Origin of the sequence: Aliiroseovarius sp. PrR006 (assembly GCF_010500215.1) — a bacterium.
Taxonomy (GTDB): Bacteria; Pseudomonadota; Alphaproteobacteria; order Rhodobacterales; family Rhodobacteraceae; genus Aliiroseovarius.
The window spans coordinates 95487-122486 of record NZ_JAAGOY010000004.1; the positions used below are offsets into that span (position 1 = coordinate 95487).

Sequence of the window (27000 nt, forward strand, 5' to 3'; positions counted from 1 at the left end):
CTGCGATATTTAGTTGCGATGTTAAGTATATGGGGCGGTCTGTCAAGATGCGAAAACCCCGACGCGAGGGCCGGGGTTTCAGAAAGCAATGTGTGGCGCGGATCAGGACGCGGACAGGGCCGTGATGATCTGGCCGAAATCCTCGGCTTTCAGGCTGGCCCCACCCACAAGCGCACCGTCTACGTTGGAGACTCCGAAGATCTCGGTCGCGTTGCTGGGCTTCACCGAACCACCATAGAGGATACGGGTCGACAGGCCGACGCCATCGCCAAAGCGGCGCACCAGATGATCGCGGATGAAGTCATGCACTTCGCCGATCTGATCCAGCGTGGGCACTTTCCCGGTGCCAATTGCCCAGATGGGTTCGTAGGCAACAATCAAGTTCTCGGCCGTGACCTGATCCGGGATCGAGCCCGCCAGTTGCCCGCTGATGATCTCCAGCGTGTTGTTCGCCTCGCGCTCTTCCAGGCTTTCACCGCAGCAGATCACAGCCTTCAGGTCAGCGTCGATCGCTGCGCGGGCTTTCAGGCGCACGTCGGCATCGCTTTCATGGTGATCTTCGCGCCGTTCCGAGTGACCAAGGATCACATAAGTCGCGCCTGCGTCTTTCAGCATCTGGGCCGAGATATCGCCCGTATGTGCGCCGGTCTCGGCCTGATGGCAATCCTGCCCGCCGATGGCGACGTTTTCGCCGCTGGCCGAGGCCGCGCGGTGGATCAACGTCGCGGGGGGGCAGATCAGGATATCGCAATCGGCATCCCCGTAACCCTGCGCTAGCGCGTCCAGCTCGGCCAGATTGTCCTGCAGGCCGTTCATTTTCCAATTGCCCGCTGCCAGTTTGCGCCGCATGTCGATCTCCCTTGTCATGTTTGGCCCGTTTTCCATTGCGGCGCGCGGGGCGTCAAGCCCTGCGGCTATTTTGCCGTTGATCCACGGGGCGTGTCCTGTAGAAGCGGGCAAGTTTATTCATGAGGTCCCCGATGATCCCCAGACTGGACGCTGCCCTGATTGACGCCCGCGATCCCGCCACGATGGCCGAGCTTCTGCGCGGTGTGCTGGAGGTGGGCTTTCTGACCGTGCACAACACGGCGATCAGCACAGATGAGCTGACCAAGACGATCGCGATGTATCGCGCGTTCTTCCATCAGCCCAAGGATGTGAAGGACGCCGTGAATATGGCTAAGACCGGGGCCAATCGCGGCTGGGGGGCTGCGGGCAGCGAGCAGGTGGATCCCGACGCCAACCCCGATTTCAAAGAGGTCTTTGATTGCGGTTTTGAACTGGCCGCCAACGACCCGCTGCGCGCGCTGAACCTGTCGGTCTATGGAGATAACCAATGGCCCGAGCTTGAGGGCTTTCGCGAGGTTATTCAGGCCTATTACGCCAAGGCGCTGGGCGTTGCGCTGGGGGTTCTGCGTGGAATTGCCGCCGCGATTGGCGAGGATGAAACCTATTTCGACGCGGCCTTCACCCGTCCGATGGCGCTGTTGCGTGGGAACTACTATCCGCCACGCCCGGATTGGGCAGGGGACAGGGATTTCGGCATTGCCGCACATTCGGATTACGGCTGCGTGACGCTTCTGGCGTCCGACGGTGTGGCCGGGCTTGAGGTGTTGGGGGCGGATGGCAGCTGGTTTCCGGTCAATGCGCCCTTGGGGGACTTCGTGATCAATTTCGGCGAGATGCTGGAGATGTGGACCGAAGGCCGAGTGAAGGCCACCTTGCACCGCGTTATTGGGTCAGGGGACGAGCGGATTTCGGTTCCGATGTTCTTCAACCCCAACCACGACACCAATGTGGCCCCGCGCGGCTCCGGGCAGGTGATCATGGCGGGTGATCATATGAAAAAGCGGTTTGACGAGACCTATCTGCACTTGATGACGCAGACGGGAAGCTGAGCCTTTCGGTGGCTCACGTTGTGAGCCTAGGGGCGCTGCCCCCGCGCGACGCGCTCCCCCGGGATATTTAGGGCAAGAAAATGCGGGTGCTTTGGCGTGCTTAGAATTTCGGCGGAGCGTTCAGATCCGTGGGTGCGGCCGAGAGGGTGTCGTCGAATTTGATCGACTCGCCACAGCCACAAGCCTCGGTCACGTTGGGGTTGTTGAACTTGAAGCCGCTTTCCAGAAGCGAGACCTCATAGTCGATCTCGGTTCCGAACAGGAACATCTGTGCCATGGGCGCGATCATCACGCGGGCATCGCCCTGTTCGACGACCTCGTCATGGGGTTCGACCTCGTCCACGTAATCCATGGTGTATTCCATCCCTGCACAGCCGCCTTTCTTGACGCCAATGCGCAGGCCCTTGTGGCCGTCCTTCTCCATTAGTCGGGCAATCTGAGCCTCGGCCGCTGGTGTCATGGTGATGGGTGATTTGCCGGGAATTCCGAACATATACGTGATCCTTGTCGCTTATCCCTAATTTAGGGAAGCAGTGCGGCAATCTCAAGCGGGGGCAGAAGGGAAAGAAGGGCTTGGGTGGCAAAACCTGCAAGGATGGCCCAGCCGAAACTCGCGAGAGTGCCGATGATCACATATTCGGCGGTGCGCTGGTCGCGGCTGGCGGTGCCAAAGCGCAGGATGGATTTGGCGGCGACCAGAAAGCCCACGCCGAGGGGCAGGTCGGCCAAGATCAGGACAAAGACCAGCCCGCGCTCCAAAATGCCAATGGTCCAGCCGCCGCCCTTTAGCCCGTTGTTGCGGATGCGCATGGTGTGGGGCTGCATGAGAAGCCCGATGGCAAAGCCGCCCGCGCGGGTGGCGACGATTGCCCCGGTCGCCAGTGCCATAAGGGGCAGGGCGGTGTCGGACCATGTGCCCCAGAGAGTGGGAGCGTAGAAGGCAACAACCGCAATGGTCACAAGATGCGCGGCCTGATCCCACAGAAAACCCGAGAGTTTCCGAAACCAGCCGTGCGATTTTACCGCGTCGATGATCAGGTGGGCGAGAGCGAGGACGAGTAGTTCGGGCGCATCGTAGGTGCCCAGCGCGGCCTGTGCGGTGACAAGCACGATCAGCACGTGCAGAAGCAGGACTTGGGGGCGGCGCTTGTTGTCGGTGATCCAGTTGGTTTGAAAGACAAAATCAGCAAGAACATGGGCGAAGAGGAGGGCTGTGAAAGTTTCAATCATCTTTGGCCTCTTCGTTTTCGATATAGGCTAGGGCTACCCAAATGGAATCATAGCCAGCACCTTCAAGGGCTTTGGTTACCGCTTGCCGTGACTTGCCCAATGCGCGCGCAACTTTCGAGTAGTTGGGTGAGTTTCCCAGAGCCAGCATAGGTAGTATGGCTGCGGCTTGTGCCGGGGTCCAGCTTTGCGAAATGTGATCAGCTAGCACGAATGTCGCGCCGAGTGCCTTGATGTCAGTGTGGGCTATTTGGGTGGTGAGTGGGTTGGATTTGATTTGATCCAAACGGCGACCGCTTTCAATGAATGCCTCATCGGACGCCCAATTCAGATCCATTCCTGGCATTATTGGCGTTGCTGGTCCCGTCGCCACCGCCATAAATGTCGAAAACTCTTTCCCCTCACAGCGTAGCGCGGCCCTGAACGCCAGCGCGGACCGCAAGGCCAACTCGGGACGGGCAAGCCGTACTTGCCATCCATCCCCGCGTTGGCGGGTGAAGTGGAGGTCTTCCCCGTGCCACTCAGCCTGAACCTCGGCCGAGGCGGACAGCGCGTCGAAGGCGCGTTCCAGGTCCTCGGGCGACATTTGGGTCGAGCCGATGATGTCTCCGGTCAGGACGGCGATATGCGTTGGGGTTTTGCTCATGGTGCAACCATAATAGGTTGCGAATGCAGAAAAGCAATCTTTTAGGGTTGCGTATTGCTGCCTGCACCAGAAAAGGGTTGCGAAATGAAAAACGCAACCCGATTGGGTTGCGCTAGGCCGATCTGTGTCGGCAGAAGATGCTCTGGGTGGGGGCTTACATGAAGCCCAGTTCCAGTCGCGCCTCGTCGGACATCATTTCCATGCCCCAGGGCGGTTCCCATGTCAGTTCGACATTCACCTGCTTTACGCCCGCGACCGGCTCGATCGCTTCGACCAACCAGCCGGGCATGTCACCTGCAACGGGGCAGCCGGGGGCGGTCAGGGTCATGATCAGGTCAACTTCGTTCTGGTCGTTGATCTCGATCGTGTAGACAAGGCCAAGATCGAAGATGTTCACCGGGATTTCCGGGTCATAGACCGTACGGCAGGCTTCAACCACCGCGTCATAAAGCGGGTGCTCTACACTGGACGGTTTGATCAGGGGTTCCCCTTCAATCCGGGTATCGGCTGTATCGGTCATTCTGGTCTCGCTCTAATCCTGAGCGAACATATAGGGTTCTCGTGTCGCGAGGTCCAGAGGGGCAATGACAGACAGGGGATAAATGCGGACAATTAACGGAACTTGGCTCGGGGAAGCGGCACCATAATTACAGCTTTATATTGACGAAGTGGGGGCCAAGTTTCGCCATAGTCGCAAGGCACTTTCAGCTGGAAGGCCCCCTTGGGGTCGTGCCCTTTTTTTAGGGTGAGGGGATCTATAAGGGGTGCGTGGCGACATGACCGCGGAGAGTGAGGGCTTCCCGGATAGGGAAGACGGTAAAAGCAGAATTGATCGGCTGTCCGATGCGGCGCAAATGGTTCAGGATTTCACCTATGACTTTGCGGCGCATCTTGATCCGGTCATCATGACCGAACTGATGGTGACCAGCCGTCGGTTGGAGCGTTTGGCGCAGCGGTTGGCCAAGGATCCTAATATTGTCGATGCAATTGCGCGCGGGGTTGGCGGGGAAACGTCGCCAGACGAGTAAGTCAATCTGACAATAGCCCTTGGCTTTCGAGCCGTGTTGGGCCACATCTCGGCCATGACTGATCAAAGCACGACAAAGTTCTCGTATACGCTGAAAGCAACGGATGGGCGCGCGCGTACCGGAGTTATCCATACGCCGCGCGGTGAGATCCGTACGCCAGCATTCATGCCCGTAGGAACAGCGGCCACCGTAAAGGCGATGATGCCCGAAAGCGTTGCCGCAACCGGGGCGGATATTCTGCTGGGCAACACTTATCATCTGATGCTGCGCCCAACGGCCGAGCGGATTGACCGGCTGGGTGGGCTGCACAAGTTTATGAATTGGGACAAGCCGATCCTAACGGACAGCGGCGGGTTCCAGGTTATGTCACTGGCAAGTCTGCGAAAACTGACCGAGAAAGGTGTGACCTTCAAATCGCACATTGACGGGTCAAAGCACGAGCTGACGCCGGAGCGCTCGATGGAGATCCAGAAACTTTTGGGGTCGGACATTGTGATGTGCTTTGATGAATGCCCCGCGCTGCCTGCCGACCGCAAACGGATTGCCGAAAGCATGCGCCTGTCGATGCGCTGGGCGCAGCGGTCGCGGGATGCGTTCGGGGACCGTCCGGGATATGCCTTGTTCGGAATTATGCAGGGCGGGCTTGAGGCCGATCTACGTGAGGAATCGGCCAAGGCACTCACGAATATTGGCTTTGAAGGCTATGCCATTGGTGGTTTGGCCGTGGGCGAGGGGCAAGAGGCGATGTTTGACTGTCTCGACTTCGCGCCCGGATACCTGCCAACGGACAAACCGCGTTACCTGATGGGCGTGGGTAAACCGGATGACATCGTGGGGGCTGTAAAACGCGGTGTGGACATGATGGATTGCGTGTTGCCGTCCCGCTCGGGCCGTACCGGTCAGGTCTGGACCCGCATGGGCGTTCTGAACATCAAGAACGCGCGTCACCAAGACGATCCGCGCCCGATTGATGATAATTGCACCTGTCCCGCCTGCCAGAACTACTCGCGCGCCTATCTGCACCATGTGTTCCGTTCGAACGAGATGATTTCGGGCATGCTGCTGACGTGGCACAACCTGCATTATTTCCAAGAGATCATGCAGGGGATGCGGGATGCGATTTCCGAAGGGCGTTTTGATGCGTGGGAGGCCGAATTCCACGCAGCCCGTGCGCAAGGGGATATTGATCCGCTGTAAGGGGCGCTGCCCCCGCATGATTTCCTGCGGAAACTCATGCTCCCCCGGGATATTTTTGACAAGAAAAAGCGTGGGTTGGTATTGAGGGGTATGGCTGAGCTTCTGATCATATGGCACTCACGCACCGGCGGCTCTCGGCAGATGGCCGAGGCGGCGTTTGATGCGGCCCGTGACGAGGGGGCGGCACGTATTCTGACGGCGGAGGAGGCAGGGCCTGAAGATCTGCTGGGCGCAGCGGGGTATCTGTTCTGTGCGCCGGAAAACCTCGCCAGCTTATCCGGTCAGATGAAAGAGTTCTTCGATCGCTGCTATTACCCCGTTTTGGGGCGGATCGAAGGGCGCCCTTATGCTCAGATGATTTGTGCCGGATCAGACGGGCAGGGGGCCGCACGGCAGCTCGCCCGGATCGCCACGGGGTGGCGACTGCGCGAAGTTCAGCCGCCCTTCATTCTTTGCACTCATGCCCAAACGCCCGAAGCCATACTGGCGCCAAAACAGCTAGACGCCGAGGCTTTGGCGCCCTGTCGCGAGCTTGGGGCGGCGCTGTCCGCAGGTCTTGCGCTGGGCGTCTTTTAAATCAGGTCTGAAATTCCTGTGGATAATTCCGGCACCCGCCTTGTGGATCGCGAAATTGCTGGTCACTATGGGGTGAAGCGCACGCCGAACGCGGTTGAAATACCCAATTGGCATCCCCATTTCGGCGTGACAGGTCTGTGAAACAGGCCGAATTCCAGGAGGACGTGTGATCTGCCGAATATCGGGGACACGCTGACTGCCCAACCATAAGGAAGATCAATGAGTGAGCAACTGAGCCAATCCTTCCCGGTCCTGCCGCTGCGCGACATCGTGGTGTTCCCCCACATGATCGTGCCGCTCTTCGTAGGGCGTGAGAAAAGCGTGCGTGCGCTGGAAGAGGTGATGGCGGATGACAAGCAGATCCTGCTGTCCAGCCAGATCGACCCTTCCGTGGACGAGCCGGATGTGGAAGGTATCTATCAAGTTGGCGTGTTGGCCAATGTGCTGCAGCTTCTGAAATTGCCCGATGGCACCGTGAAGGTGCTGGTCGAAGGGCAGTCGCGTGTGCGCATCACTGACTATGTCGACAATGCAGATTACTTCGAAGCGTTTGCCGAAGTGATCGACGAACGTCCGGGCGACCCGAACGAGATCGAAGCGCTTTTGCGCTCGGTCGGGGAAGAGTTCGAGCGTTACGCCAAGATCAAGAAAAACATCCCTGAAGAAGCGCTTGCTGCCGTGTCCGAGACGCGCGCACCCGACAAGCTGGCCGACCTTGTGGCCGGTCATCTGGGTGTCGAGGTTGAGCAGAAGCAAGAGCTTTTGGAGACCTTCGTCGTGTCCGAACGGTTGGAGAAGGTCTTTGGCCTGATGCAGGGCGAAATGTCCGTCCTGAAGGTCGAGAAAAAGATCAAGACCCGCGTGAAATCGCAGATGGAGCGCACCCAGCGCGAGTACTATCTGAATGAGCAGATGAAGGCCATTCAGAAGGAGCTGGGCGACGGTGAGGAAGGCCAGAACGAACTGGCTGAGCTGGAAGAAAAGATCGAAGAAACAAAGCTTTCCAAGGAAGCCCGTGAAAAGGCGGATGCCGAGCTGAAGAAGCTCAAGAACATGTCGCCCATGTCGGCAGAAGCCACGGTTGTGCGCAACTATCTGGACTGGATGCTGGGTCTGCCATGGGGCAAGAAAAGCCGCGTGAAGAAAGACCTTGTGAACGCCCAGAAAGTGCTCGATGCCGATCACTATGGGCTTGAGAAGGTCAAGGAACGCATTGTCGAGTATCTCGCTGTTCAGCAGCGCTCGAAGAAGCTGAAAGGCCCGATCATGTGCCTTGTTGGCCCTCCGGGTGTGGGTAAAACCTCGCTTGGGAAATCGGTTGCCAAGGCGACAGGGCGCGAGTTCATTCGCATCTCGCTGGGTGGGGTGCGCGATGAAAGCGAGATTCGCGGTCACCGCCGGACTTACATTGGGTCGATGCCCGGCAAGATCATCCAGGCGCTGAAAAAGGCAAAAACCACGAACCCGCTGATCTTGCTCGATGAAATCGACAAAATGGGGCAGGATTTCCGTGGTGACCCGGCTTCGGCGATGCTGGAAGTGCTGGACCCGGAACAGAACTCGACCTTCGTGGACCACTATCTTGAAGTGGAATACGACCTGTCGAATGTGATGTTCCTGACCACGGCGAACTCGTACAACATGCCGGGTCCGCTTCTGGACCGGATGGAGATCATTTCGCTGGCCGGCTACACCGAAGACGAAAAACGCGAGATCGCCTCGCGTCATCTGTTGCCCGAGACAATCAAGGATCACGGGCTGAAGAAGGGTGAGTTTGCGGTGCCGGAAAGCACTCTGACCGACATCATCCGCTACTACACCCGCGAAGCAGGTGTGCGGAACCTGAAGCGCGAATTGGCGAAGCTGGCAAGGAAAGCAGTGACCAAACTTGTGAAGAAAGAGGTCGAGACCGTCGAAGTGACGCCCGATCTGCTGGACGACTATCTGGGCGTGCGCAAACATCGCTTTGGTTTGGCGGAAGAGGCTGATCAGGTGGGTGTTGTCACCGGGCTGGCATGGACCAGTGTCGGTGGTGATTTGCTGTCCATCGAAGCGCTGCGCCTGCCGGGTAAAGGTCGGATGAAGACCACCGGGAAACTGGGCGATGTCATGAAGGAATCGATTGATGCGGCCAGTTCCTATGTCCGCTCGATCGCGCCCGAGATTGGTGTGAAGCCGCCCCAGTTCGAAAAATGGGACATCCACGTGCACGTGCCGGAAGGTGCGACGCCCAAGGATGGTCCGTCGGCCGGTCTGGCCATGGTCACGTCCATCGTGTCTGTCCTGACGGGCATTCCGGTGAAGAAAGACATCGCCATGACAGGTGAGGTCACACTGCGCGGCAACGCACTGGCTATCGGTGGCTTGAAAGAAAAGCTGCTGGCAGCGCTGCGCGGTGGCATCAAGACAGTTCTGATCCCGCAGGAGAACGAAAAAGACCTGCGCGAGATCCCGGACAATGTGAAAGAAGGGCTGACCATCATCCCCGTCAGCCACGTCTCGGAAGTTCTGGAGCACGCTTTGGTGCGTAAGCCTGAAGCCGTCGAATGGGACGAAGCCGCTGAAGAGGCCGCCGCCAAGGCGCTGGCCAAGGATGCAGGCGGGTCGGGTGCCGTAGCGCACTGATCCTAACCGGATCGATAAGAAATACGGGGCGCGGCAGACATCTGTCGCGCCCTTTTTCGTTCAGGCGGGAATTGGCTGCAATCTGCCTCTTGCACCCTGTGCGCGGCGGCGCTACATAGCGATCAGTCGGGTGATTAGCTCAGTTGGTAGAGCGCTTCGTTTACACCGAAGATGTCGGGAGTTCGAGCCTCTCATCACCCACCATTTCCCTTTGACACCAAAGAGATGGCGCCCTTTCTTAGAAGGGTATTCGGGCACGCCGCTGGTCAAGATAGGCCTTCATGCGCTGCTTGTACCGCGTCGAATTTCGTCCGATCAATCCGTGTACACCCCGGATCGCACCTGCCGAGATGTCATCTTCGATAAACGCACGCATGATGTCTTGAGTGACGCCTGTGCCCTCCAAATGTTTCAGCGCCGTGTGACCGCCGAAGGGCAGGGCGACGGGCTGTAGATCCGGATGCAACGCGCGAATGTGGTCTGCGTGCAGGCGGTCCTGCGGGGCAAGCCGTGGGTCATAGGCGATGATGCCCTGGAGGCGCTGCCCATTCTCCAACGGTACTACCCGATCCAACGCAGGGTCCAAAGTCGCAGCCTCGTCCCGATAGGCCATTTCATACGGCGCTTTTTCAGGCATGATCGAGTATTGCGGGGACAGCAGCAGCACCCGACGCAGGCGCAAGGCATTAGCGAACAATAACGCGCCGTATCCGCCCATCGAAAACCCGACCGAGCAGCTTTCCTTGCTCTGACACAGTTCCGTCAAGAATTCGCGCAGCCGGTCGGTGTCTTGGTTCAGAAACCAGTCATTCTGCGCTGTTTGGATAAAGATATGCCCAAAACCGTGGTTCAGGGCGGTTTTGGAGGGCCTGTACTCTGGGAATGACGCCCGTTTGCGCCGCCAATGGTCAAACGTGACGAACAGCTTGGGTCGGTCGACCGAGCTTCCGATAACTCGAAGCGCCGCGCCGTCAAAAAGAAGTTGGCTCACATCGGACCCCAATAGATTCCGTCATCGGATGTCGCAAACGCACGCGTCGCGTCACTTGGGGCAATCTAGGGTGCAGCAGGCCCCGGGTTCAAGCCCAAGCGCTTGGATCATTGGGCAAATGTATTCTGAGGTTCGGTGAATTCTGCTTTCCTCTTAGCAGGTTTTCCGTTTCACTCGGTCTGTCACGCGAGAGGAGGAACGCATGTCAGAACACGGTTATGCTGGTGGTCGGTTGAACTTGCCATTTGTTGGAATCGCCACCTTTGGCAAGAAGCCCTATGTAGAAAACTGGGATGAGATCGACGCTGATGTGGCCGTCTTGGGCGCACCGTTTGATTTCGGCTGCCAATACCGGTCAGGCGCACGGTTTGGCCCGCGCGCAGTGCGCGAGGCCTCGACCCTGTTCAGCTTTGGCCATGCGGGCGCCTATGACCACGAGGATGACGCAACTTATCTTGGTTCTGACGTGCGGATCGTCGATCTGGGCGATGCAGACATCGTTCACACCATGACCGACAAAAGCCACGCCAATATCGAATATGGCGTGAAGAAGATTTTGGATGCCGGCGCGCTGCCGGTGACCATCGGCGGCGATCACTCGATCAACATCCCTTGCATTCGCGCCTTTGAAGAAGATTGCGCCGAGAACGGGCCGATTCACGTGGTGCAAATCGACGCCCATCTGGATTTCGTCGATGAACGCCACGGCGTGACTGAGGGCCACGGCAACCCAATGCGCCGCGCGATCGAGAAGGACTATGTCTCGGGCATGACGCAGCTGGGAATTCGTAATGTTTCGTCCACGGCTAAGGAAGGCTATGACGACGCGCGGGCGCGGGGCTCGGACATTCTGTCGGTGCGACAGGTGCGCAAGCTGGGGACGGATGGCGTTCTGGACCGTATTCCCGAAGGTGCGCGGTACTATGTAACCATCGACATTGATGCATTCTGCCCATCGATTGCCCCGGGGACAGGCACGCCCAGCCATGGCGGTTTTGCCTATTACGACGTGCTGGAGATCCTACAGGGGCTCAGCAAGCGCGGGGATGTGGTTGGCATTGATCTGGTCGAGGTCGCCCCGGCCTATGACCCGACTGAAAGCACGCAAGTTCTGGCCGCACAGCTTTTGCTGAACTTCCTGGGCTTCATCTTCCACAACAAGAAAGCCTGATTGCGGCTTATCCCCCGCCGGCCGAAAACCGGTGGGGGGACATGCCAAACGTCTCGCGGAACCGTTTCGAGAAATAGGCCGCAGAATCATAGCCGCAGGCGATGGCCACATCGACCACAGGCATGTCCGTTTCCGCCAGTAGGATACGGGCGCGTTGCAAGCGCAGATCTTGCAGGTATTTCTTCGGCGTCGTGTTCAGATGGTGGCGAAACAGCCGCTCCATCTGGCGGCGCGAAATGCCCAGCTCTTCGGTGACGATGTCCAGATTGACGCTGTCTTCGAGATTCTCTTCGAAATACGTCAGCACCCGCACCAGCTTGTCATTGCGCACCCCAATCGTCGCCGAGGTCGAGCTTTGCTGGCGGTCCGTTTCCGACCGCTGAACCGTGTGTAGACACATGTTCAGAACGGCCTGTGAAAGCACTGGCCCATGCGTGTCGTAGATCAGGCGCAGAAACAGGTCGGTCGCGGCCGCACCGCCCCCACAGGTCAGGACGCGATTGTCGATGGTGTAAAGCTGCTCGACCGGATCAAGGTCCGGGAAATGCTCGCGAAAGGGGGCGATGTTTTCCCAATGCAGGGTGAACTTGTGCCCACCCAAAATGCCCGCCTTCGCCAGTGTATAGGCCCCGGTGCAGAGCGATCCGACGGTGCGCCCCAGCCGCCACTGCAACCGCACCCAGTCCGACACTTTGGTGGATAGCGATTTCTCGGGCTGAACACCCGAGCACACGAAGACCCGGCTGTTTGCGGGCGTCTCGCCAATGGGGCGATCAATGCCGATCTCGATCCCATTTGAACAGCGCACATTTTCGCCGTCCTCGGACATGGTGGTCCAGCGATACAGGATATGCCCCGTCAACTGGTTCGCAATGCGCAAGGGTTCGATGGCCGAGGTGAAGGCCAGCATCGACAGGTTGTCCAGCAGCACGAAAACAATCGTTTCGGGCTCGGCCGGAGGGGTGACGACGACATGGGCAACGCCCTTTGGAACGACGGGTTCTTGCATGGCAAACCTGATAGCTAACGACAGCAGTCTAACGCGCTTTGCCATGCAGACAAAGTAATGCAGCGTCCAGTTTTAATGCGTCCGCGTCAGAAATTAAAAAAAGTGGATTTCACCTCTTGCCAAGCCCCGGCGAATAGCGATATGTCGCGTCCCACGGCGGGTGATTAGCTCAGTTGGTAGAGCGCTTCGTTTACACCGAAGATGTCGGGAGTTCGAGTCTCTCATCACCCACCATTCCTTCCCTAGAGCATCGAGTATGATCCCCATACGGGACAGTTGCATCCGGACGTCTTTGCTGCGCGTCGCGGGCGGGCAGGGGGGATTTCCGCCCTCATCTTAGGCTTGGGCATCGAGGGGCAAAAATAATTCGAAATCTGCAAAAGGCCGCTTGACGCCTCCGGTGGGTGCGAATAGAACGCCCAAACAGTCGCAAGACTGGCAGTGAGCGGTTGTAGCTCAGTTGGTTAGAGTACCGGCCTGTCACGCCGGGGGTCGCGGGTTCGAGCCCCGTCAACCGCGCCACCACTGCCCGAAAGAAACCCCGCCTTTGGCGGGGTTTTTTCGTTACCAGGGAGCTGAAATGCCATCCCCATCGGCACCGAAGTTTTTCACCAGAAACCGCATTTTTCCCCATTGACCCCCCGCAGATGTCGGGCTATTCCCACCGCTACGCGCGGTTGTAGCTCAGTTGGTTAGAGTACCGGCCTGTCACGCCGGGGGTCGCGGGTTCGAGCCCCGTCAACCGCGCCACTTCACCACATTTCGTCAAATGCTCTGGCCTGTTAAGGCGGGTGAACCCGTGTGGTGTAACCCTTTGGATCAGGAGCCCCCTATGTCCTTCATTGATGAAATGCCATTCTCTTTGATCTTGATTGCCTGCCTGACATTGGGGCTGGCCCCCTTCGCCCCACCGCACATCTGGGAGAAGCTGGGTATGCTGGCCTCTGGCACGCTGGTGAAGCCTGTCGATATCTTTGATCTGGTGCTGCACGGGGTGCCGTGGCTGCTACTGATTCTGAAGCTGACGCGTTTGAACCGGGCATGAAAAAGCCCCGGCGCGCAGGGGCGTCCGGGGCTTTGGTGAGTTTCGCTGTCTAACGGGGGTTAGGCCAGTTCCGCCAGAATCCGCGCCCAGCTGCGGATGCCCTTGTGGAAGCTCTCCAGATCATACTTTTCGTTCGGTGAGTGGATCTTGTCATCATCATTGGCAAAGCCGACCAGCATGCTTTCCATGCCAAGGATCGATTTGAAGTAACCCGCGATCGGAATCGATCCGCCCATGCCTGCAAAGACGGCATCGCGTTTCCATTCGGCCGACAGGCCTTTCTGGGCTGCGCCGAACTCGGGGCGGGTGATGTCCATCACGGCCGCGGGCGAGCCTTCCAGATCGTTGTCCCAAATCACCTTCATATCTGGCTTCAGCTGCGCCTCGACATGGGCGCGGACGCGGTCGCGCAGCTTGTCGGGGTCCATGTCGCCCACAAGCCGGCAGGTGATCTTGCAGTGCGCCTCGGACGGAATCACGGTTTTCGAACCGACGCCGTTATAGCCGCCCCAGATGCCGTTCACTTCCAGCGTCGGGCGCGCCCATTGCTGTTCCAGGCACGAGCGGTCCTTCTCGCCGTGGCTCATCGTGTAGCCAGCATTGTCCAGATAGGCCTTCTGATCGAAGCCCGAGTTCTCCCACGCCTCCAACTGATCCGCCGGGGTGTCGTGGACGCCCTCATAGAAGCCTTCGACTGCGACCTTTCCGGTCTCGTCATCATAGAAGCTGGCAACGATGCGGGACATTTCGCGCAGCGGGTTCAGGCCCGGACCGCCATAATGGCCCGAATGCAGATCCAGCTTCGGTCCGACGAGTGTAAATTCGTCCTTCAGCATGCCGCGCAGCTGGCTGGCGATGGAGGGAACGCCGGGGCTGACCATCGAAGTGTCACAGATCAGCGCGATATCGGCAGTCAACTCGTCACGATTCTGCTCCATGAAGGGCACCAGCGACGGCGAGCCTGATTCCTCTTCCCCCTCAAGGAAGATCGTCAGTTTCGCGGGCAGCGATCCGTGGACTTCTTTCCAGGCGCGGCAGGCCTCGATAAAGGTCATCAGCTGGCCCTTGTCGTCCGATGCACCACGGGCACGGATGATCTTGCCGTTGGGGGTGTCTTCGATAAACGGAGCGAAGGGGTCGTGATCCCACTTGGCCAGCGGATCGACGGGCTGCACGTCATAGTGACCATAGAACAGCAGGTGGCGATCCCCATCTCCGCCATGCCCAACGACCATCGGGTGGCCGGGGGTGTCGCGTCTATCCGCCTGAAAACCAATTGCTTTCAGGTCGTTCGCTAGCCAGTCAGCAGCGGTGACGCAGTGGTCTGCAAAGGCGGGGTCGGTGGAAATCGACTGGATGCGCAAAAGCTCCATCAAACGGTCGAGAGCGTCGGGAAGGTCCGCATCAATGCGGTCCAGAACTTGATCAAGCGACATTTCGTGTCTCCGGTATCGGGAAAATTTGAAAACAGCCTATCACTGCCATTGCCACTGTCCAGATCGGATCCGATCTGAAAGCGCGTCGGACGAGTTGTCGCGGCGATACGGAAAACGCTTCCGTTTGAGGTGGATCAATGTAAAACCGCACCAAGTCCCGCAAGGTGGGCAAGCGAACAGGCGCAATATACGTTTTTTTGAATGCGTATTGCGGGGGAATCCCTGTATAAGGCTCGCAGGGAACAGGATGAAACGGCCCGGGAGGGTAAATTGGACTACGATCACAAGCTGGACGAGGCGCTTTCGCGTCTGCATGAGGAAGGGCGCTATCGCACCTTTATCGAGATTGAGCGCCGCAAAGGGCAGTTCCCTCATGCGACTTGGACCAAGCCTGATGGGTCCGAAGCTCCGGTGACGGTCTGGTGTGGCAATGACTATCTGGGCATGGGCCAGCACCCAGTTGTGCTTGAGGCTATGCATGAAGCGATCGACGCCACTGGCGCTGGCTCGGGCGGCACGCGCAACATCTCGGGCACCACGGTTTACCACAAGCGGTTAGAAGCCGAACTGGCCGACCTGCACCGCAAGGAAGCTGCACTGGTCTTTACCTCGGCCTACATCGCCAATGATGCGACCCTGTCGACCCTGCCCAAGCTGTTCCCCGGCCTGATTATCTATTCGGACGCGCTGAACCACGCCTCGATGATCGAAGGCGTGCGCCGCAATGGCGGTGCCAAGCGTATCTTCCGTCACAACGATGTCGCCCATCTGCGCGAGCTTCTGGAAGCCGACGATCCCGCCGCCCCGAAACTGATCGCCTTTGAAAGCGTCTATTCGATGGACGGCGATTTCGGTCCGATTGAAGAGATCTGCGATCTGGCTGACGAGTTCGGCGCGCTGACCTATATCGACGAAGTCCATGCCGTCGGCATGTACGGCCCGCGCGGGGCAGGGGTTACCGAGCGTGACAACCTGGCTCACCGCATCGACATCATCAACGGCACGCTGGCGAAAGCCTATGGCGTAATGGGTGGCTATATCGCGGCCTCGGCCAAGATGTGTGACGCGGTGCGCTCTTATGCGCCCGGCTTCATTTTCACGACCTCTCTGCCGCCGTCGGTGGCGGCTGCGGCTGCGGCGTCGGTTAAGCATCTGAAGACCGATCAGTCGCTGCGTGACCAGCACCAGACCCAAGCCAAGATCCTGAAGACCCGTCTGAAAGGGATGGGCCTGCCGATCATCGATCACGGCTCGCACATTGTACCGGTGATCGTTGGGGATCCGGTGCACACCAAGCAGCTGTCCGATATGTTGTTGGAAAACTTCGGGATTTACGTCCAGCCGATCAACTTCCCGACGGTCCCGCGCGGTACTGAACGGTTGCGGTTTACGCCGTCGCCAGTTCATGGTCCGGACGAAATGGACAAGCTCGTACGCGCGCTGGATAGCCTGTGGTCCCACTGTGAGCTAAATCGTGCCGAACTGTCGGCCTAAGCCGAAAGTTAATATACACAATTTTCCGTGATGTGTTACTTTCCCCGCAGGGAAACGATGAACCACGAATCGTATTCTCGGGACAAGAGGCATCAGGAGCAGTTGTATGATCGGGCGTTGGAGCACGTCTCAGGTCGAGGATGAAGAACAACCTACGGGGTTCGATTCCTACGATGTCCTGTTGGGCGATGTGATGCGCGGAGAACGTGCAACGCTTGGGAAGTCACTTCTGGATGTTCAGCGCGAACTGAAGATCAAGGCCAGTTACATTGCAGCGATTGAAAACGCAGACCCCACGGCCTTCGCCTCGCAGGGGTTTATCGCTGGTTACGTGCGTTCCTACGCGCGTTATCTGGGCCTTGATCCCGAATGGGCTTATTCGACGTTCTGCGCCGAGGCTGGCTTCGAGGTAGACCGCGGCCTGTCCAATGGTCTGGTTAGCGAGAAGAAGGCGCAGCGCAGCTCCGTACATCATGGTGATCCCCTGTCCAATCCGAATGCAACTTGGGTTCCCCAAAAAGAAAGCATTTTCGCAGGCATCGAGCCGGGCGCGATTGGTTCGATTTCGATGCTACTGCTGCTGATCGGCGGGTTGGGCTATGGCGGGTGGGCCATGCTGAAGGAAGTTCAGCGTGTCGATTTCGCCCCCATTGAACAGACACCGGGCGTGCTGTCTGAACTGCCCGAACTGGAAAATGCACCCTTGGCTGCTGAAGGTGAGGGCACACAGATCGCGGCGGCTGGTCTAAGCACACCGCCGACCGTTGAAGCGCTGGACCGTCTCTATCGCCCGCAGGCGTTGGACGTGCCGGTTCTGACCCATCGCGACGCGCCGATTTCAACGCTGAACCCGAATTCGGTTGGTGTTCTGGCGGGATTTCAGACGCCAGTGTTGCCCGTTGTTGAAGAGACTTTCCCGGAAAGCGAGACGCGCCTTGCCAGCGCAGCGCCGGCCGCAGGCAAAGTTCAGGTGCTGGGGGCAGATGCCGCAGATGTGGCTGTGTTCGCCGTCCGCCCGTCATGGGTCCGTATTCAGGCTGCAGACGGCAGCGTGATTTTCGAAAAGATCCTCGACGCGGGCGAGACCTATGTGCTGCCGAAGACCGAGCAAGCGCCGATTATGCGGTCGGGGAACGCGGGCTCGATCTATTTCGCGGTCAACGGATCCGCCTACGGTCCTGCTGGCGATGGCGCAACGGTCGTTAAGAATATTGCCCTGTCTCAGGATGCGGTGCGTGAGAACTTCGCGCTGGCCGATCTGGAGGGCGACGCCGACCTGGCAACTGTCGTAGCCGAGCTGCAAGCCGCCGAATAACCACAAATTCAGTGATCTGTTTTAGCGCGTGCCTTGTCGCAGCTGCGAACGCGGGTTATCCCTTCGACCAAGAGAAGCCAGCTGGAATTCTACACATGTCTCACAATCCCATTCGCCCGTGGCGTGATATCGAGCGCCGGAAATCCCGGCAGATCATGGTGGGCAATGTGCCTGTAGGTGGCGGCGCACCGATCGCGGTGCAGACCATGACCAACACCGACAGCTCGGACGTGAAGGCCACGCTGGGGCAGGTGCTTGCTGCGGCCGAAGCGGGTGCGGACATCGTTCGCATTTCCTGCCCGGATGTGGGATCGACTACTGCGCTGAAAGAGATCGTGGCCGAAAGCCCGGTCCCCATCGTAGCCGACATCCATTTCCATTATAAACGCGCCATCGAAGCCGCCGAAGCCGGTGCCGCCTGTCTGCGGATCAACCCGGGCAACATCGGCGATGCTGGCCGCGTGCGCGAGGTGATCAAGGCGGCGAAGGATCACGGATGCTCGATCCGCATCGGCGTCAACGCCGGCTCTCTTGAAAAGCATCTGCTTGAAAAATATGGAGAACCTTGCCCCGAAGCGATGGTGGAGTCGGGGCTCGAGCATATCCGCATTCTGGAAGACAACGATTTTCACGAATACAAGATCAGCGTGAAGGCATCGGACGTTTTCTTGTCCGCAGCTGCCTATCACGGCATCGCCGAGGCCACTGACGCCCCCATCCACCTAGGGATCACCGAAGCAGGCGGGTTCGTATCCGGTACGATCAAATCGGCCGTCGGTCTGGGCAACCTGCTTTGGGCCGGTATTGGAGACACGATCCGCGTCAGCCTGTCGGCTGATCCGGTGGAAGAGGTGAAAGTCGGCTATGAGATCCTGAAATCCCTTGGCTTGCGCCATCGCGGCGTGAACATCATCTCGTGCCCGTCTTGTGCGCGTCAGGGATTTGACGTGATCAAAACCGTGGCCACGCTGGAAGAACGGCTTGCTCATATCCACACACCGATGAGCCTGTCGATTATCGGTTGTGTTGTGAACGGTCCGGGCGAGGCACTGATGACCGATGTGGGCTTTACCGGCGGGGGGGCTGGATCGGGCATGGTCTATGTCGCCGGGAAACAGGATCATAAGCTCGACAACGACAAGATGGTCGATCACATCGTGGAGTTGGTTGAAAAACGCGCCTCTGAAATCGAGGCAGAAGCGGCGGAATAGGGGGCGTTGCCCCCTCGAGCCTCCGGCTCTCACCCCCAGGATATTTAGTGCAAGAAAATAAGTGTTTGTTAACCTTGTCTTGCAAGAGTGGGGACGCGGAACAGGCGGGGACGCCGATGGCCGTGCAAGGAAATGAGAGCTTCATTTCAAGGGGGGCGGTTGGGGCCCCCCTTTTTCATTTTCTTGCTCAAAATATTCCGGGGGGCATGAGTTTCCAAAGGAAAGTCATGCGGGGCAGCGCCCCTGACCGGCGCAGCCGGCCACTACCCCGTTGGGCGCGAGGCAAAGCCGAGCGCATTTTTATTACTCAGTTGGCGTAATATCACGAATAGGAAAGCGCATTCTGTCTTCGGTGATCAATGTCAGGCGCGCTCCGCTGTGGACAATCAGATCGCAGCGCGTGCTTCCGGTGACAAAAGTTGTACAAGCAATGCCATCCTCTTTCAGTTCGTAGTGCCCCAGCCAAGTGCCTCCTTCGCCGTATGTGTAGGAATACTCGCCGTTTGCTGAATAGACGGACCTTCCGTTGTCAAAGAAGATTAGCGTGTTCCCAACAAGCTGCTCGCGCAGTTCTGCCACAGACAGGGGTTTGTCGTCGGCGCGCGTGTTCCAGTCCGCTGCAATGGCAAGGGCTGGTAGGCTGAACAAAGTAAGGGCGAGTGGCAGTGAACGCATTGAATGCTCCTGAAACATGTCAGGACACTTTAGCGCGCCGCGCAATGACGTGCTGTCACGTTGCGGTGAAGGCGGGTGATCAGGTTTTGTTCAACCGTGCGCGGCGGCCACCACGCCGTTTTGTCAGGCTCGATTTGCGCGCAGGCAATTCGTCCATGACGCGGGCGCGTTCGGCGTCACTCATGCCGGACCAGCCACCAATCTCTTCGATCGAGCGATAACAGCCGGTACAGATCCGGGCGTCCGGATGGACCACGCAGATCTTCACGCAAGGGCTTGCGATCTCGTTTCGTTTCCAGACGTCGTCTGTCATCCTAGATGCCTCAACCGGTCCAATACACCTTGAAGGATATACCCGGCGGCGACGTGGTCGATGACCTCGGCGCGACGCTTTCGAGACGTATCCGCCTCGAGCAGGGCGCGTTCTGCCGCCACGGTGGACAGGCGTTCGTCCCAGAAGCCGATGGGCAGGTCAGTCAGTTTTTCTAGATTGCGGGCGAAGGCGCGGGTGGATTGGCAGCGCGGACCTTCCGAGCCGTCCATGTTGCGGGGCAGTCCCAGCACCAGCCCGCCCAGTTGCCGATCTTTGGCAATCTCCAGCAGATGCTCGGCGTCCAGCGTGAATTTCTTGCGCTTGATGGTTTCCAGCGGTGTGGCCACCTGTCGGAAACTGTCCGAGACCGCGACGCCGATCGTTTTGGTCCCCAAGTCCAGCCCGGCGAGGGCAGTCATTGGGGGCAGGGAGGCTGCGAACTCTTCGATGCTTTCAAAGATCATTGGGCAATCCCTGCCTGTTGGGCTGCTCGGTCCACGATGGTCAAAGCCTCGGGCTGGGTGGCAAAGACGGATTGTGCCTCGGCATAGATCTCGGCGGCTTGCTCTGTTTCGCCCACAACGCTGAGCGCCATGATCAGGCGTGCCCATTCTGCAGGGGTGCCGCCATAGGCCGCCAACCGGTCAGATAGCCGTGTGATCATGCTTTGGATCATCTCGGCGCGATCTTCTTCGGACATGTCCGAGGCGGCTTCGATATCGTCAGCCGTGGGACCGCTGAGGTCCGTTTCGGGGGCTGCAGGCGGGATATAGTCTTCGCCCGCAAGGGCTGCGAGGTCTTCGATCTGATCGCGAATGACAGGCCACCAATCCGCGTCTGTTGGTCCTTCCTCCAGCAGACGGCGCCACATACGGAAGGCCAGGTCCGGACGTCCGTTCTGGGCAAACATCAATCCGGTATTGAGGCGTGCGTAGGGGTGGCGCGGGTCGCGTTCCAGCGCTGCGCGCAGCATGGCTTCGGCGTCAGGGGACACAAAACCTCCGGCGGCATTGATCATCAACTCGGCTTGGCGTGCGAAATCATCCGCAGTCGCCGTGTCACCTTTGATTACAAGCAGTTGCCCCATGGCCTCTCGGGCTGCGACCATGTTGCCAAGGGCCGCTTCATGCTGGGCCAGAAGGTTCAACCCGCGGGGATCTTCGGGGCGTCCGGCCACGGCTTGGCGCAGCCCATCGACCAGTTCAAGATAGTCAGCCGGAGCATCGATAGGAGGTCCGGCCCAGACCGGCATCTGCGCCTCTGCCTGCTCTTGCGAGGGGCGGTTCTGGCGTACTTCCTCACTGATCGCGATCCGTTTGGCGCGTCCGAAATCCGGGGCGCCAGGCACGCCGATGGTCCAATAAAGGCCGAAACTGCCGGCGGCCAGTATGATTGCGATGACCCCCATCGTCACACGTGTCAGGCCTTCGGGCGTATCCTTCGCGGCTTCACGGGCTTTGGCGGCTTTGTCCGCATCCAGAAGACGGCGCGAGATCTCAACGCGGGCGCGGTCGGCATCTTCTTTTGACACTGTGCCACGGGCAATATCACGATCCAGTTCAGACAGTTGGTCGCGATAGACCTTCATGTCTGACGTCATCGCGGCCTCATTATCCGAGGTGCCCTCGGGCGATACCGACAGCATCCGTCGCGCCAGAATTAGGATGGTCGCCAAGGTGGCTGCACCAATGATGGCCCAGAATGCCAAGTTATCCATGTATCCTCCGCGCGGTTTTGCAATCAGCTGCTCACCCCATGTAATGCGCCACGGGCGTTCGCAAAACCCCAGATCAGGGCCTGCGACAATCGGCATGCCGGAAAAGTGACGTGATTTGTGGATTATGTCGTCTTTTTCCGATCAAATGACGCTGATCTTGGATGGTGTCATGTCGCTTCGGCGTAAAACCGACACAAACCGAAAACCCAAACAGGGGAATCGCATGCGACGTTATTCGGCATTTGCCATCGCGCGGGAAGCCGCGCGCTATCACACCGGATGGGAGCGGGCTTGGAAATCGCCCAAACCCAAGAAGAAGTACGATGTGGTGATCGTAGGGGCTGGGGGCCACGGGTTGGCCACGGCATATTATCTGGGCAAGAATTTCGGGATCACCAATGTGGCGATCATCGAAAAAGGTTGGCTGGGCGGCGGTAACACCGGCCGTAACACCACCATCATTCGCTCGAACTATCTGCAGGATCCCTCGGCGGCGATCTATGAAAAGGCACGCTCTCTGTACGAGACGATGTCGCAGGATCTGAACTACAACGTCATGTTCTCGCCCCGCGGCGTCATGATGCTGGCCCAGACCGAGCATGAGGTGCGCGGTTATGAGCGCACGGCACATGCCAACGCTCTGCAGGGCGTGAAGACCGAGTTCATCTCGCCCCAGCGCGTGAAAGAACTGGTGCCGATCATGAACATCAACGGCCCACGCTATCCCGTTCTGGGTGCGCTGTGGCAGGAGCGTGCGGGCACCGCGCGTCACGATGCTGTGGCATGGGGCTATGCCCGTGCGTGTTCCGACATGGGCATGGATATCATCCAGAAATGCGAAGTCACCGGCGTGCGTCAGGCAAACGGCGTAGTCACGGGTGTCGACACCACACATGGTCAGATCGACTGTGACAAACTGGCGATGGTTGTCGCGGGTAATGCGGGTCACTTGGCCGACATGGCTGGCTTCCGTCTGCCGATGGAAAGCGTCGCGCTGCAAGCGCTGGTCTCCGAGCCGATTAAACCCTGCATCGACGTGGTGGTCATGGCCAACACTGTGCACGGCTATATGTCCCAGTCCGATAAGGGCGAGCTTGTGATTGGCGGCGGCACCGACGGGTTCAACAACTACACCCAGCGCGGATCGTTCCACCATGTGGAAGAAACCGTGCGCGCACTGGTCGAGACCTTCCCCATTATCTCGCGCCTGAAAATGCTGCGCCAGTGGGGCGGCATCGTGGACGTGACCGGAGACCGCTCGCCCATCATCGGCAAAACGCCACTGGGCAACTGCTTCATCAACTGTGGTTGGGGCACCGGCGGCTTCAAATCGATCCCCGGGTCGGGCTGGGCCATGGCCGAGACCGTTGCGAAGGGTGAGCCGGGATCGCTGGCGGCCGAGTTCGGCCTGAACCGCTTCTCTGAAGGACGCTTCATTGATGAAAGCGTGGCTGCGGGGGTGGCGCACTGATGGCACTGACAACCGTAATTCAATCTTTCCGCGCGGCGCAGTCGCGCAACCAGTTGAAAGGAGCTGCAAAATGCTGATCCTTGAATGCCCATACTGCGGCGTGATGGCCGATGAAACGGACCTGCATGGCGGTGGCGAAGCGCATCTGAAGCGCTTTGGTCCCGGCTCGTCCGATGATGACTTCGAGACCTATCTGTTCCACCGCAAGAACCCGAAAGGCGTTCACTTCGAGCGCTGGCGGCATGTCTCGGGCTGCGGCAAGTGGTTCCACGCGGCGCGCAACACGATGACGCTTGAGGTCTACGGCACCTATCCGGCCCAGACCTATGAGCCGCCGAAAGATCTGGTCGCCAAGATCAAGAAGAAACATCCTGAGTGGGGGGGCTACGAATGAGCACCCGTCTGGCACAAGGCGGTCGTCTGATCGACCGTTCGAAACCGAAAAACTTCACCTTCAACGGCAAACGCATGAAGGGGTACGAGGGCGACACGCTGGCCGCAGCGCTTCTGGGCGAAGACCAGATGCTGATGGGCCGGTCGTTCAAATACCACCGTCCGCGTGGTGTTGTGGCCTCCGGCGCGGAAGAACCGAATGCACTGGTCAATCTGGGGCAGGGCGAGCGCTTTGAACCCAACCAGCGCGTCACCACGACCGAGCTATTTGACGGTCTTTATGCGACCTCGCAAAACCACTGGCCGAGCCTAGAGTTCGACGTGGGCGTGGTGAACAACTACGCCGCGCGCTTCCTGCCGGCGGGTTTCTACTACAAGACCTTCATGGCGCCGAAAGCGGCGTGGAAACACGTGTTTGAGCCGATCATCCGTAAATCGGCTGGTCTGGGTCAGGTTCCGACCGAGGCCGATGTAGATCGCTACGAGCACTACTACTACCACACCGATGTTGTGATCATCGGCGGCGGTGTGGCCGGTCTAGCCTCGGCTCTGGCCGCTGGTCGTTCGGGTGCGAAAGTGCTGATGATGGAGCAAACCCATCACTGGGGCGGTCGTGCTGCCGTTGACGGCGGCGAGATCGACGGTCAGTCGGTTGATGCATGGATCGACGCAGCCGTGGCCGAGCTTGAGGGCATGGAGAACGTCACCCTGCGCACACGCATGATGGCTTCGGGCGTCTATGACCACGGCTATGTGCTGGGCTACGAGCGTGTGGCTGATCACACCCCGGGCGACGGACGTCCGCGTCACCGCCTGTGGCGCATCCGCACCAAGCAGATCGTGACCGCCACTGGCGCGATCGAACGTCCGCTCTCCTTCGCGGGCAACGACATTCCCGGCGTCATGCTGGCCTCGGCTGTGCGCGACTATGCGGTGAACTGGGGCGTCTCGATTGGCGACCGCACCGTGGTTGTGACCAACAACGATGACGGCTATCGCACCGCGCTGACGCTGAAAGAGGCCGGGATGGAAGTGCCTGCTGTTCTTGATGCGCGCGCAGAAGCCACCGGCCCGCTGGCCGAAGCCGCGCGTGCTGCTGGCATCCGCGTTGAAGCCGGTAAAGCCATCGCCAAAGTACATGGTGGCAAGCGCGTCACCGGCGTGTCGGTCTGCTTGCAGGCGGGCGAGGGCTCGACCTTGGAAGAGATCAAATGCGACGCGGTCGCCATGTCCGGCGGCTGGTCCCCGGTCGTGCATATGTGGTCGCATTGCGGCGGTAAGCTGATCTGGGACGAGGCACAGGCCCATTTCCGCCCTGATCCGAACCGCGCACCGACCAGCCATGACGGCGAAGCGTTCGTTGTGACCGCAGGCACGGCTTCGGGCGCGATGTCGCTGGCCGAGACGCTGGAAGACGCTTACGCCGCAGGCAAGGCTGCGAGCAAAGCGGCAGGTGGCAAGGCCATCCGCAAGGCAGGCCCGAAAGCTGAAGCCGAGGCCGAACAGCCGATGGCCCCGGTCTGGATCATGCCGCAGGGCGCAGGTCCGCAGAAGCGCATGAAGATGTGGCTGGATTACCAGAACGACGTGAAGGTTTCGGACGTTCAGCTGGCTGCGCGTGAGGGCTATGAAAGTGTCGAACACACCAAGCGTTACACCACGCTGGGTATGGCGACCGATCAGGGTAAGCTGTCGAATATCAACGGCTTGGCAGTGCTTTCGGACGCTCTGGATCAAGAGATCCCGACCACCGGCACCACCACCTTCCGCCCTCCCTACACGCCGATCAGCTTCGGTGCGATTGCAGGCGAAGCCCGCCACGAAATCTTCCAGCCGATCCGTCGCACGCCGATGCATCAGTGGCACGAAGATGCGGGCGCTTACATGGAGCCCGTCGGTCATTGGCGTCGTCCCTACTGCTATGCCAAGCCGGGTGAAACCAACGAGCAAGCGGTGCATCGCGAGGTACTGAACACCCGCGAGAACCTCGGCCTGCTGGACGCGTCCACGCTGGGTAAGCTGATCGTGAAAGGCCCGGATGCGGGCAAGTTCATGGACATGATGTACACCAACATGATGTCGAACTTGGCGATCGGGAAATGTCGCTATGGCCTGATGTGCTCGGAAAACGGGTTCCTGTCGGACGATGGTGTTGTCGCCCGGATCGACGAGGAAACATGGCTTTGCCATACCACCTCGGGTGGTGCTGACCGCATCCACGCGTGGATGGAAGAATGGCTGCAGACCGAATGGTGGGACTGGAAAGTCTATGTCGCCAACGTGACCGAGCAGCTGGCGCAGGTTGCCGTAGTTGGCCCCAACGCCCGTAAGGTGCTGGAAAAGCTCGGCGGTATGGACCTGTCCAAGGAAACGCTGCCCTTCATGCAGTGGGCTGACGGCAAAATTGGCGAATTCGACGCACGCGTCTATCGCATCTCGTTCTCGGGCGAACTGTCCTACGAGATCGCCGTTCCCGCCAGCCAAGGTCGCGCCTTCTGGGATGCGTTGCTAGAGGCTGGTGAAGAATTCGGCGTGATGCCGTATGGCACCGAGTGTCTGCACATCATGCGCGCCGAGAAGGGCTTTATCATGATCGGCGACGAGACTGATGGCACCGTAATCCCGCAGGATCTGGGGCTGAACTGGGCGATTTCCAAGAAGAAGGAAGACTTCCTTGGTAAGCGTGCTCAGCAACGCTCGCACATGACCGATCCCGAGCGCTGGAAACTGGTGGGTCTGGAAACGCTGGACGGGTCTGTCCTGCCGGACGGCGCCTATGCAGTGGGCGAGGGTAACAATGTCCACGGCCAGCGCAACATGATCGGGCGCGTGACCTCGACCTATTATTCGCCGACGCTGAAAAAAGGCATCGCGATGGGTCTGGTTTTGCACGGTCCCGACCGTATGGGCGAAGTGATCAGCTTCCCCACGGTGGATGGCTCGAACACGGTGATCAAGGCGCGGATCTGTGATCCGGTCTTCTATGACAAGGACGGGGAGAAGCAGAATGTCTAACGCTGTATCCGCACTCCAAGGCGCGTCGTTTGACGGCTATTGTAAAGTCGAAGAGGCTGGCCTGACCGGCATGATCACCCTGCGCGGTGATCTGGCCTCGGACGGTGTTGCCAAGGCGGTGAAAGCCGTCACGGGCGCCGCCATGCCGGGGCAGGGCGAGGTCACAGAAGGTGCCAAAGGCCGCGTTGGCTGGATGTCACCTGACGAACTTCTGCTGATCGTTGATCACGCCGACGCCGCCGCCATTGTCGAAGCTGCGACCGCATCGCTGGGTGACGAGCATTCGCTGGTCGTTAACGTCTCGGACGCGCGCGCAGTGTACCGTGTGAAGGGTGCCGCCTGCCGCGAAGTGATCGCCAAGCTAGCGCCAGCCGACACCTCGGTCATGCAGCCCGGCATGCTGCGCCGCACCCGTATCGCGCAGATCCCGGCCGCCTTCTATCTGGAAGATGACGAGACAGCTGTTCTGGTCTGCTTCCGGTCGGTTGCGCAATACGCGTTCGACCTGCTGAAAGACGCAGTCGAGCCTGGTGGAGAGGTCTTTTGA

26 protein-coding genes and 4 tRNA genes are annotated in these 27000 nt (G+C 59.2%); 18 read left to right on the forward strand and 12 right to left on the reverse strand.

Annotated features, from left to right (window positions below; all coding sequences use genetic code 11):
• Window positions 1-102: 102 nt before the first annotated feature.
• Window positions 103-849, reverse strand: coding sequence for a triose-phosphate isomerase (gene tpiA / locus G0Q00_RS00540; RefSeq protein WP_163035466.1), 747 nt, complete (start codon window positions 847-849; stop codon window positions 103-105).
• Between the two features lie 131 nt (window positions 850-980).
• Between tpiA and G0Q00_RS00545 the strand changes: the two genes are divergently transcribed.
• Entirely contained in the window at window positions 981-1898 is a 918-nt protein-coding gene (locus tag G0Q00_RS00545; RefSeq protein ID WP_163035467.1) for an isopenicillin N synthase family oxygenase, read from the forward strand.
• Between the two features lie 100 nt (window positions 1899-1998).
• Here G0Q00_RS00545 and G0Q00_RS00550 read toward each other — a convergent pair whose 3' ends face one another.
• The 4 genes from G0Q00_RS00550 to G0Q00_RS00565 form a co-directional block, all read right to left on the reverse strand.
• Window positions 1999-2391 (reverse strand): iron-sulfur cluster assembly accessory protein, encoded by a 393-nt coding sequence (locus G0Q00_RS00550; RefSeq protein ID WP_163035468.1) that lies wholly within the window; start codon window positions 2389-2391, stop codon window positions 1999-2001.
• Between the two features lie 29 nt (window positions 2392-2420).
• A complete protein-coding gene (locus G0Q00_RS00555) occupies window positions 2421-3128 on the reverse strand; it encodes a DUF3307 domain-containing protein (protein WP_163035469.1) in 708 nt (235 codons plus the stop codon).
• Window positions 3121-3771, reverse strand: a complete 651-nt coding sequence (locus tag G0Q00_RS00560) for a MarR family transcriptional regulator (RefSeq protein WP_163035470.1) — start codon at window positions 3769-3771, stop codon at window positions 3121-3123. The genes G0Q00_RS00555 and G0Q00_RS00560 overlap by 8 nt, the downstream gene beginning before the upstream one ends.
• A 154-nt stretch (window positions 3772-3925) precedes the next feature.
• Window positions 3926-4291, reverse strand: coding sequence for an SUF system Fe-S cluster assembly protein (locus G0Q00_RS00565; protein WP_163035471.1), 366 nt, complete (start codon window positions 4289-4291; stop codon window positions 3926-3928).
• Window positions 4292-4547: 256 nt separating this feature from the next.
• Here G0Q00_RS00565 and G0Q00_RS00570 point away from each other — a divergent pair, with 256 nt between their 5' ends.
• The 5 genes from G0Q00_RS00570 (at window position 4548) to G0Q00_RS00590 (ending at window position 9401) form a co-directional block, all read left to right on the forward strand.
• Complete coding sequence (locus G0Q00_RS00570; protein ID WP_163035472.1) at window positions 4548-4799, forward strand: hypothetical protein; 252 nt, start codon at window positions 4548-4550, stop codon at window positions 4797-4799.
• 54 nt (window positions 4800-4853) lie between these two features.
• On the forward strand, window positions 4854-5996 hold the full coding sequence (gene tgt, locus G0Q00_RS00575) for a tRNA guanosine(34) transglycosylase Tgt (protein ID WP_163035473.1): 1143 nt from the start codon (window positions 4854-4856) through the stop codon (window positions 5994-5996).
• Window positions 5997-6086: 90 nt separating this feature from the next.
• Window positions 6087-6572: a flavodoxin family protein gene (locus G0Q00_RS00580; RefSeq protein WP_163035474.1), complete on the forward strand. Its 486-nt coding sequence runs from the start codon at window positions 6087-6089 to the stop codon at window positions 6570-6572.
• A gap of 219 nt (window positions 6573-6791) precedes the next feature.
• Window positions 6792-9197, forward strand: coding sequence for an endopeptidase La (gene lon / locus G0Q00_RS00585; RefSeq protein WP_163035475.1), 2406 nt, complete (start codon window positions 6792-6794; stop codon window positions 9195-9197).
• 128 nt (window positions 9198-9325) lie between these two features.
• A tRNA-Val gene (locus G0Q00_RS00590) sits at window positions 9326-9401 on the forward strand.
• Window positions 9402-9435: 34 nt separating this feature from the next.
• Here G0Q00_RS00590 and G0Q00_RS00595 read toward each other — a convergent pair.
• Window positions 9436-10188, reverse strand: coding sequence for a hypothetical protein (locus G0Q00_RS00595; protein ID WP_163035476.1), 753 nt, complete (start codon window positions 10186-10188; stop codon window positions 9436-9438).
• A gap of 202 nt (window positions 10189-10390) precedes the next feature.
• On the opposite strand from G0Q00_RS00595, the gene speB reads away from it, so the two are divergent.
• Window positions 10391-11359 carry an agmatinase gene (gene speB / locus G0Q00_RS00600; RefSeq protein WP_163035477.1) on the forward strand — a complete coding sequence of 323 codons (969 nt, stop codon included), beginning with the start codon at window positions 10391-10393 and terminating at the stop codon, window positions 11357-11359.
• A 7-nt stretch (window positions 11360-11366) separates the two neighbouring features.
• On the opposite strand, the gene G0Q00_RS00605 is transcribed toward speB, so the two are convergent.
• The gene (locus G0Q00_RS00605; protein ID WP_163035478.1) at window positions 11367-12368 is read right to left on the reverse strand and encodes a GlxA family transcriptional regulator; all 1002 of its coding nucleotides are present in this window, start codon (window positions 12366-12368) and stop codon (window positions 11367-11369) included.
• Window positions 12369-12526: 158 nt separating this feature from the next.
• Between G0Q00_RS00605 and G0Q00_RS00610 the strand changes: the two genes are divergently transcribed.
• The 4 genes from G0Q00_RS00610 (at window position 12527) to G0Q00_RS00625 (ending at window position 13413) form a co-directional block, all read left to right on the forward strand.
• Window positions 12527-12602: transfer RNA gene (locus tag G0Q00_RS00610), tRNA-Val, on the forward strand.
• 211 nt (window positions 12603-12813) lie between these two features.
• A tRNA-Asp gene (locus tag G0Q00_RS00615) sits at window positions 12814-12890 on the forward strand.
• A gap of 151 nt (window positions 12891-13041) precedes the next feature.
• Window positions 13042-13118 (forward strand) — tRNA-Asp (locus tag G0Q00_RS00620).
• An 82-nt stretch (window positions 13119-13200) separates the two neighbouring features.
• Window positions 13201-13413, forward strand: a complete 213-nt coding sequence (locus G0Q00_RS00625; protein ID WP_163035479.1) for an RND transporter — start codon at window positions 13201-13203, stop codon at window positions 13411-13413.
• Between the two features lie 59 nt (window positions 13414-13472).
• Here G0Q00_RS00625 and G0Q00_RS00630 read toward each other — a convergent pair whose 3' ends face one another.
• Window positions 13473-14849: a M20/M25/M40 family metallo-hydrolase gene (locus G0Q00_RS00630; RefSeq protein WP_163035480.1), complete on the reverse strand. Its 1377-nt coding sequence runs from the start codon at window positions 14847-14849 to the stop codon at window positions 13473-13475.
• 270 nt (window positions 14850-15119) lie between these two features.
• Here G0Q00_RS00630 and hemA point away from each other — a divergent pair, with 270 nt between their 5' ends.
• The 3 genes from hemA to ispG all read left to right on the forward strand — a co-directional run bounded on the left by hemA (window position 15120) and on the right by ispG (window position 18869).
• Complete coding sequence (gene hemA, locus G0Q00_RS00635) at window positions 15120-16343, forward strand: 5-aminolevulinate synthase (protein WP_163035481.1); 1224 nt, start codon at window positions 15120-15122, stop codon at window positions 16341-16343.
• A 106-nt stretch (window positions 16344-16449) separates the two neighbouring features.
• Window positions 16450-17658 (forward strand): helix-turn-helix domain-containing protein, encoded by a 1209-nt coding sequence (locus G0Q00_RS00640; RefSeq protein WP_163035482.1) that lies wholly within the window; start codon window positions 16450-16452, stop codon window positions 17656-17658.
• Between the two features lie 95 nt (window positions 17659-17753).
• The gene (ispG, locus tag G0Q00_RS00645; RefSeq protein WP_163035483.1) at window positions 17754-18869 is read left to right on the forward strand and encodes a flavodoxin-dependent (E)-4-hydroxy-3-methylbut-2-enyl-diphosphate synthase; all 1116 of its coding nucleotides are present in this window, start codon (window positions 17754-17756) and stop codon (window positions 18867-18869) included.
• 303 nt (window positions 18870-19172) lie between these two features.
• On the opposite strand, the gene G0Q00_RS00650 is transcribed toward ispG, so the two are convergent.
• The 4 genes from G0Q00_RS00650 to ccmI form a co-directional block, all read right to left on the reverse strand.
• The gene (locus G0Q00_RS00650) at window positions 19173-19544 is read right to left on the reverse strand and encodes a hypothetical protein (RefSeq protein ID WP_163035484.1); all 372 of its coding nucleotides are present in this window, start codon (window positions 19542-19544) and stop codon (window positions 19173-19175) included.
• Between the two features lie 79 nt (window positions 19545-19623).
• A complete protein-coding gene (locus tag G0Q00_RS00655) occupies window positions 19624-19857 on the reverse strand; it encodes a DUF1289 domain-containing protein (protein WP_163035485.1) in 234 nt (77 codons plus the stop codon).
• Window positions 19854-20321 carry a Holliday junction resolvase RuvX gene (gene ruvX, locus G0Q00_RS00660; RefSeq protein WP_163035486.1) on the reverse strand — a complete coding sequence of 156 codons (468 nt, stop codon included), beginning with the start codon at window positions 20319-20321 and terminating at the stop codon, window positions 19854-19856. Before ruvX ends, G0Q00_RS00655 begins: the two co-directional genes overlap by 4 nt.
• Window positions 20318-21670, reverse strand: a complete 1353-nt coding sequence (gene ccmI / locus G0Q00_RS00665) for a c-type cytochrome biogenesis protein CcmI (RefSeq protein WP_163035487.1) — start codon at window positions 21668-21670, stop codon at window positions 20318-20320. Before ccmI ends, ruvX begins: the two co-directional genes overlap by 4 nt.
• A 127-nt stretch (window positions 21671-21797) precedes the next feature.
• On the opposite strand from ccmI, the gene G0Q00_RS00670 reads away from it, so the two are divergent.
• From G0Q00_RS00670 to G0Q00_RS00685, 4 genes are all read left to right on the forward strand, one after another.
• Window positions 21798-23045 (forward strand): sarcosine oxidase subunit beta family protein, encoded by a 1248-nt coding sequence (locus G0Q00_RS00670; RefSeq protein ID WP_163035488.1) that lies wholly within the window; start codon window positions 21798-21800, stop codon window positions 23043-23045.
• 70 nt (window positions 23046-23115) lie between these two features.
• Window positions 23116-23439, forward strand: coding sequence for a sarcosine oxidase subunit delta (locus G0Q00_RS00675; protein ID WP_163035489.1), 324 nt, complete (start codon window positions 23116-23118; stop codon window positions 23437-23439).
• Window positions 23436-26453, forward strand: coding sequence for a sarcosine oxidase subunit alpha family protein (locus G0Q00_RS00680; RefSeq protein WP_163035490.1), 3018 nt, complete (start codon window positions 23436-23438; stop codon window positions 26451-26453). Before G0Q00_RS00675 ends, G0Q00_RS00680 begins: the two co-directional genes overlap by 4 nt.
• Window positions 26446-27000 carry a sarcosine oxidase subunit gamma gene (locus G0Q00_RS00685; protein ID WP_163035491.1) on the forward strand — a complete coding sequence of 185 codons (555 nt, stop codon included), beginning with the start codon at window positions 26446-26448 and terminating at the stop codon, window positions 26998-27000. The genes G0Q00_RS00680 and G0Q00_RS00685 overlap by 8 nt, the downstream gene beginning before the upstream one ends.

What these genes read in the sequence shown, in the direction of transcription:
- G0Q00_RS00545 (WP_163035467.1), top strand. Translation starts at nt 981, where the DNA reads ATGATCCCCAGACTGGACGCTGCCCTGATTGACGCCCGCGATCCCGCC.
- G0Q00_RS00640 (WP_163035482.1), top strand. Translation starts at nt 16,450, where the DNA reads ATGATCGGGCGTTGGAGCACGTCTCAGGTCGAGGATGAAGAACAACCT.
- ccmI (WP_163035487.1), bottom strand. Translation starts at nt 21,670, where the DNA reads ATGCCGATTGTCGCAGGCCCTGATCTGGGGTTTTGCGAACGCCCGTGG.
- G0Q00_RS00670 (WP_163035488.1), top strand. Translation starts at nt 21,798, where the DNA reads ATGCGACGTTATTCGGCATTTGCCATCGCGCGGGAAGCCGCGCGCTAT.
- G0Q00_RS00685 (WP_163035491.1), top strand. Translation starts at nt 26,446, where the DNA reads ATGTCTAACGCTGTATCCGCACTCCAAGGCGCGTCGTTTGACGGCTAT.
- tpiA (WP_163035466.1), bottom strand. Translation starts at nt 849, where the DNA reads ATGCGGCGCAAACTGGCAGCGGGCAATTGGAAAATGAACGGCCTGCAG.
- ispG (WP_163035483.1), top strand. Translation starts at nt 17,754, where the DNA reads ATGTCTCACAATCCCATTCGCCCGTGGCGTGATATCGAGCGCCGGAAA.
- G0Q00_RS00650 (WP_163035484.1), bottom strand. Translation starts at nt 19,544, where the DNA reads ATGCGTTCACTGCCACTCGCCCTTACTTTGTTCAGCCTACCAGCCCTT.
- G0Q00_RS00625 (WP_163035479.1), top strand. Translation starts at nt 13,201, where the DNA reads ATGTCCTTCATTGATGAAATGCCATTCTCTTTGATCTTGATTGCCTGC.
- G0Q00_RS00630 (WP_163035480.1), bottom strand. Translation starts at nt 14,849, where the DNA reads ATGTCGCTTGATCAAGTTCTGGACCGCATTGATGCGGACCTTCCCGAC.
- G0Q00_RS00555 (WP_163035469.1), bottom strand. Translation starts at nt 3,128, where the DNA reads ATGATTGAAACTTTCACAGCCCTCCTCTTCGCCCATGTTCTTGCTGAT.
- ruvX (WP_163035486.1), bottom strand. Translation starts at nt 20,321, where the DNA reads ATGATCTTTGAAAGCATCGAAGAGTTCGCAGCCTCCCTGCCCCCAATG.
- G0Q00_RS00655 (WP_163035485.1), bottom strand. Translation starts at nt 19,857, where the DNA reads ATGACAGACGACGTCTGGAAACGAAACGAGATCGCAAGCCCTTGCGTG.
- G0Q00_RS00570 (WP_163035472.1), top strand. Translation starts at nt 4,548, where the DNA reads ATGACCGCGGAGAGTGAGGGCTTCCCGGATAGGGAAGACGGTAAAAGC.
- G0Q00_RS00580 (WP_163035474.1), top strand. Translation starts at nt 6,087, where the DNA reads ATGGCTGAGCTTCTGATCATATGGCACTCACGCACCGGCGGCTCTCGG.
- tgt (WP_163035473.1), top strand. Translation starts at nt 4,854, where the DNA reads ATGACTGATCAAAGCACGACAAAGTTCTCGTATACGCTGAAAGCAACG.
- lon (WP_163035475.1), top strand. Translation starts at nt 6,792, where the DNA reads ATGAGTGAGCAACTGAGCCAATCCTTCCCGGTCCTGCCGCTGCGCGAC.
- G0Q00_RS00560 (WP_163035470.1), bottom strand. Translation starts at nt 3,771, where the DNA reads ATGAGCAAAACCCCAACGCATATCGCCGTCCTGACCGGAGACATCATC.
- G0Q00_RS00675 (WP_163035489.1), top strand. Translation starts at nt 23,116, where the DNA reads ATGCTGATCCTTGAATGCCCATACTGCGGCGTGATGGCCGATGAAACG.
- G0Q00_RS00550 (WP_163035468.1), bottom strand. Translation starts at nt 2,391, where the DNA reads ATGTTCGGAATTCCCGGCAAATCACCCATCACCATGACACCAGCGGCC.
- G0Q00_RS00680 (WP_163035490.1), top strand. Translation starts at nt 23,436, where the DNA reads ATGAGCACCCGTCTGGCACAAGGCGGTCGTCTGATCGACCGTTCGAAA.
- G0Q00_RS00565 (WP_163035471.1), bottom strand. Translation starts at nt 4,291, where the DNA reads ATGACCGATACAGCCGATACCCGGATTGAAGGGGAACCCCTGATCAAA.
- speB (WP_163035477.1), top strand. Translation starts at nt 10,391, where the DNA reads ATGTCAGAACACGGTTATGCTGGTGGTCGGTTGAACTTGCCATTTGTT.
- G0Q00_RS00605 (WP_163035478.1), bottom strand. Translation starts at nt 12,368, where the DNA reads ATGCAAGAACCCGTCGTTCCAAAGGGCGTTGCCCATGTCGTCGTCACC.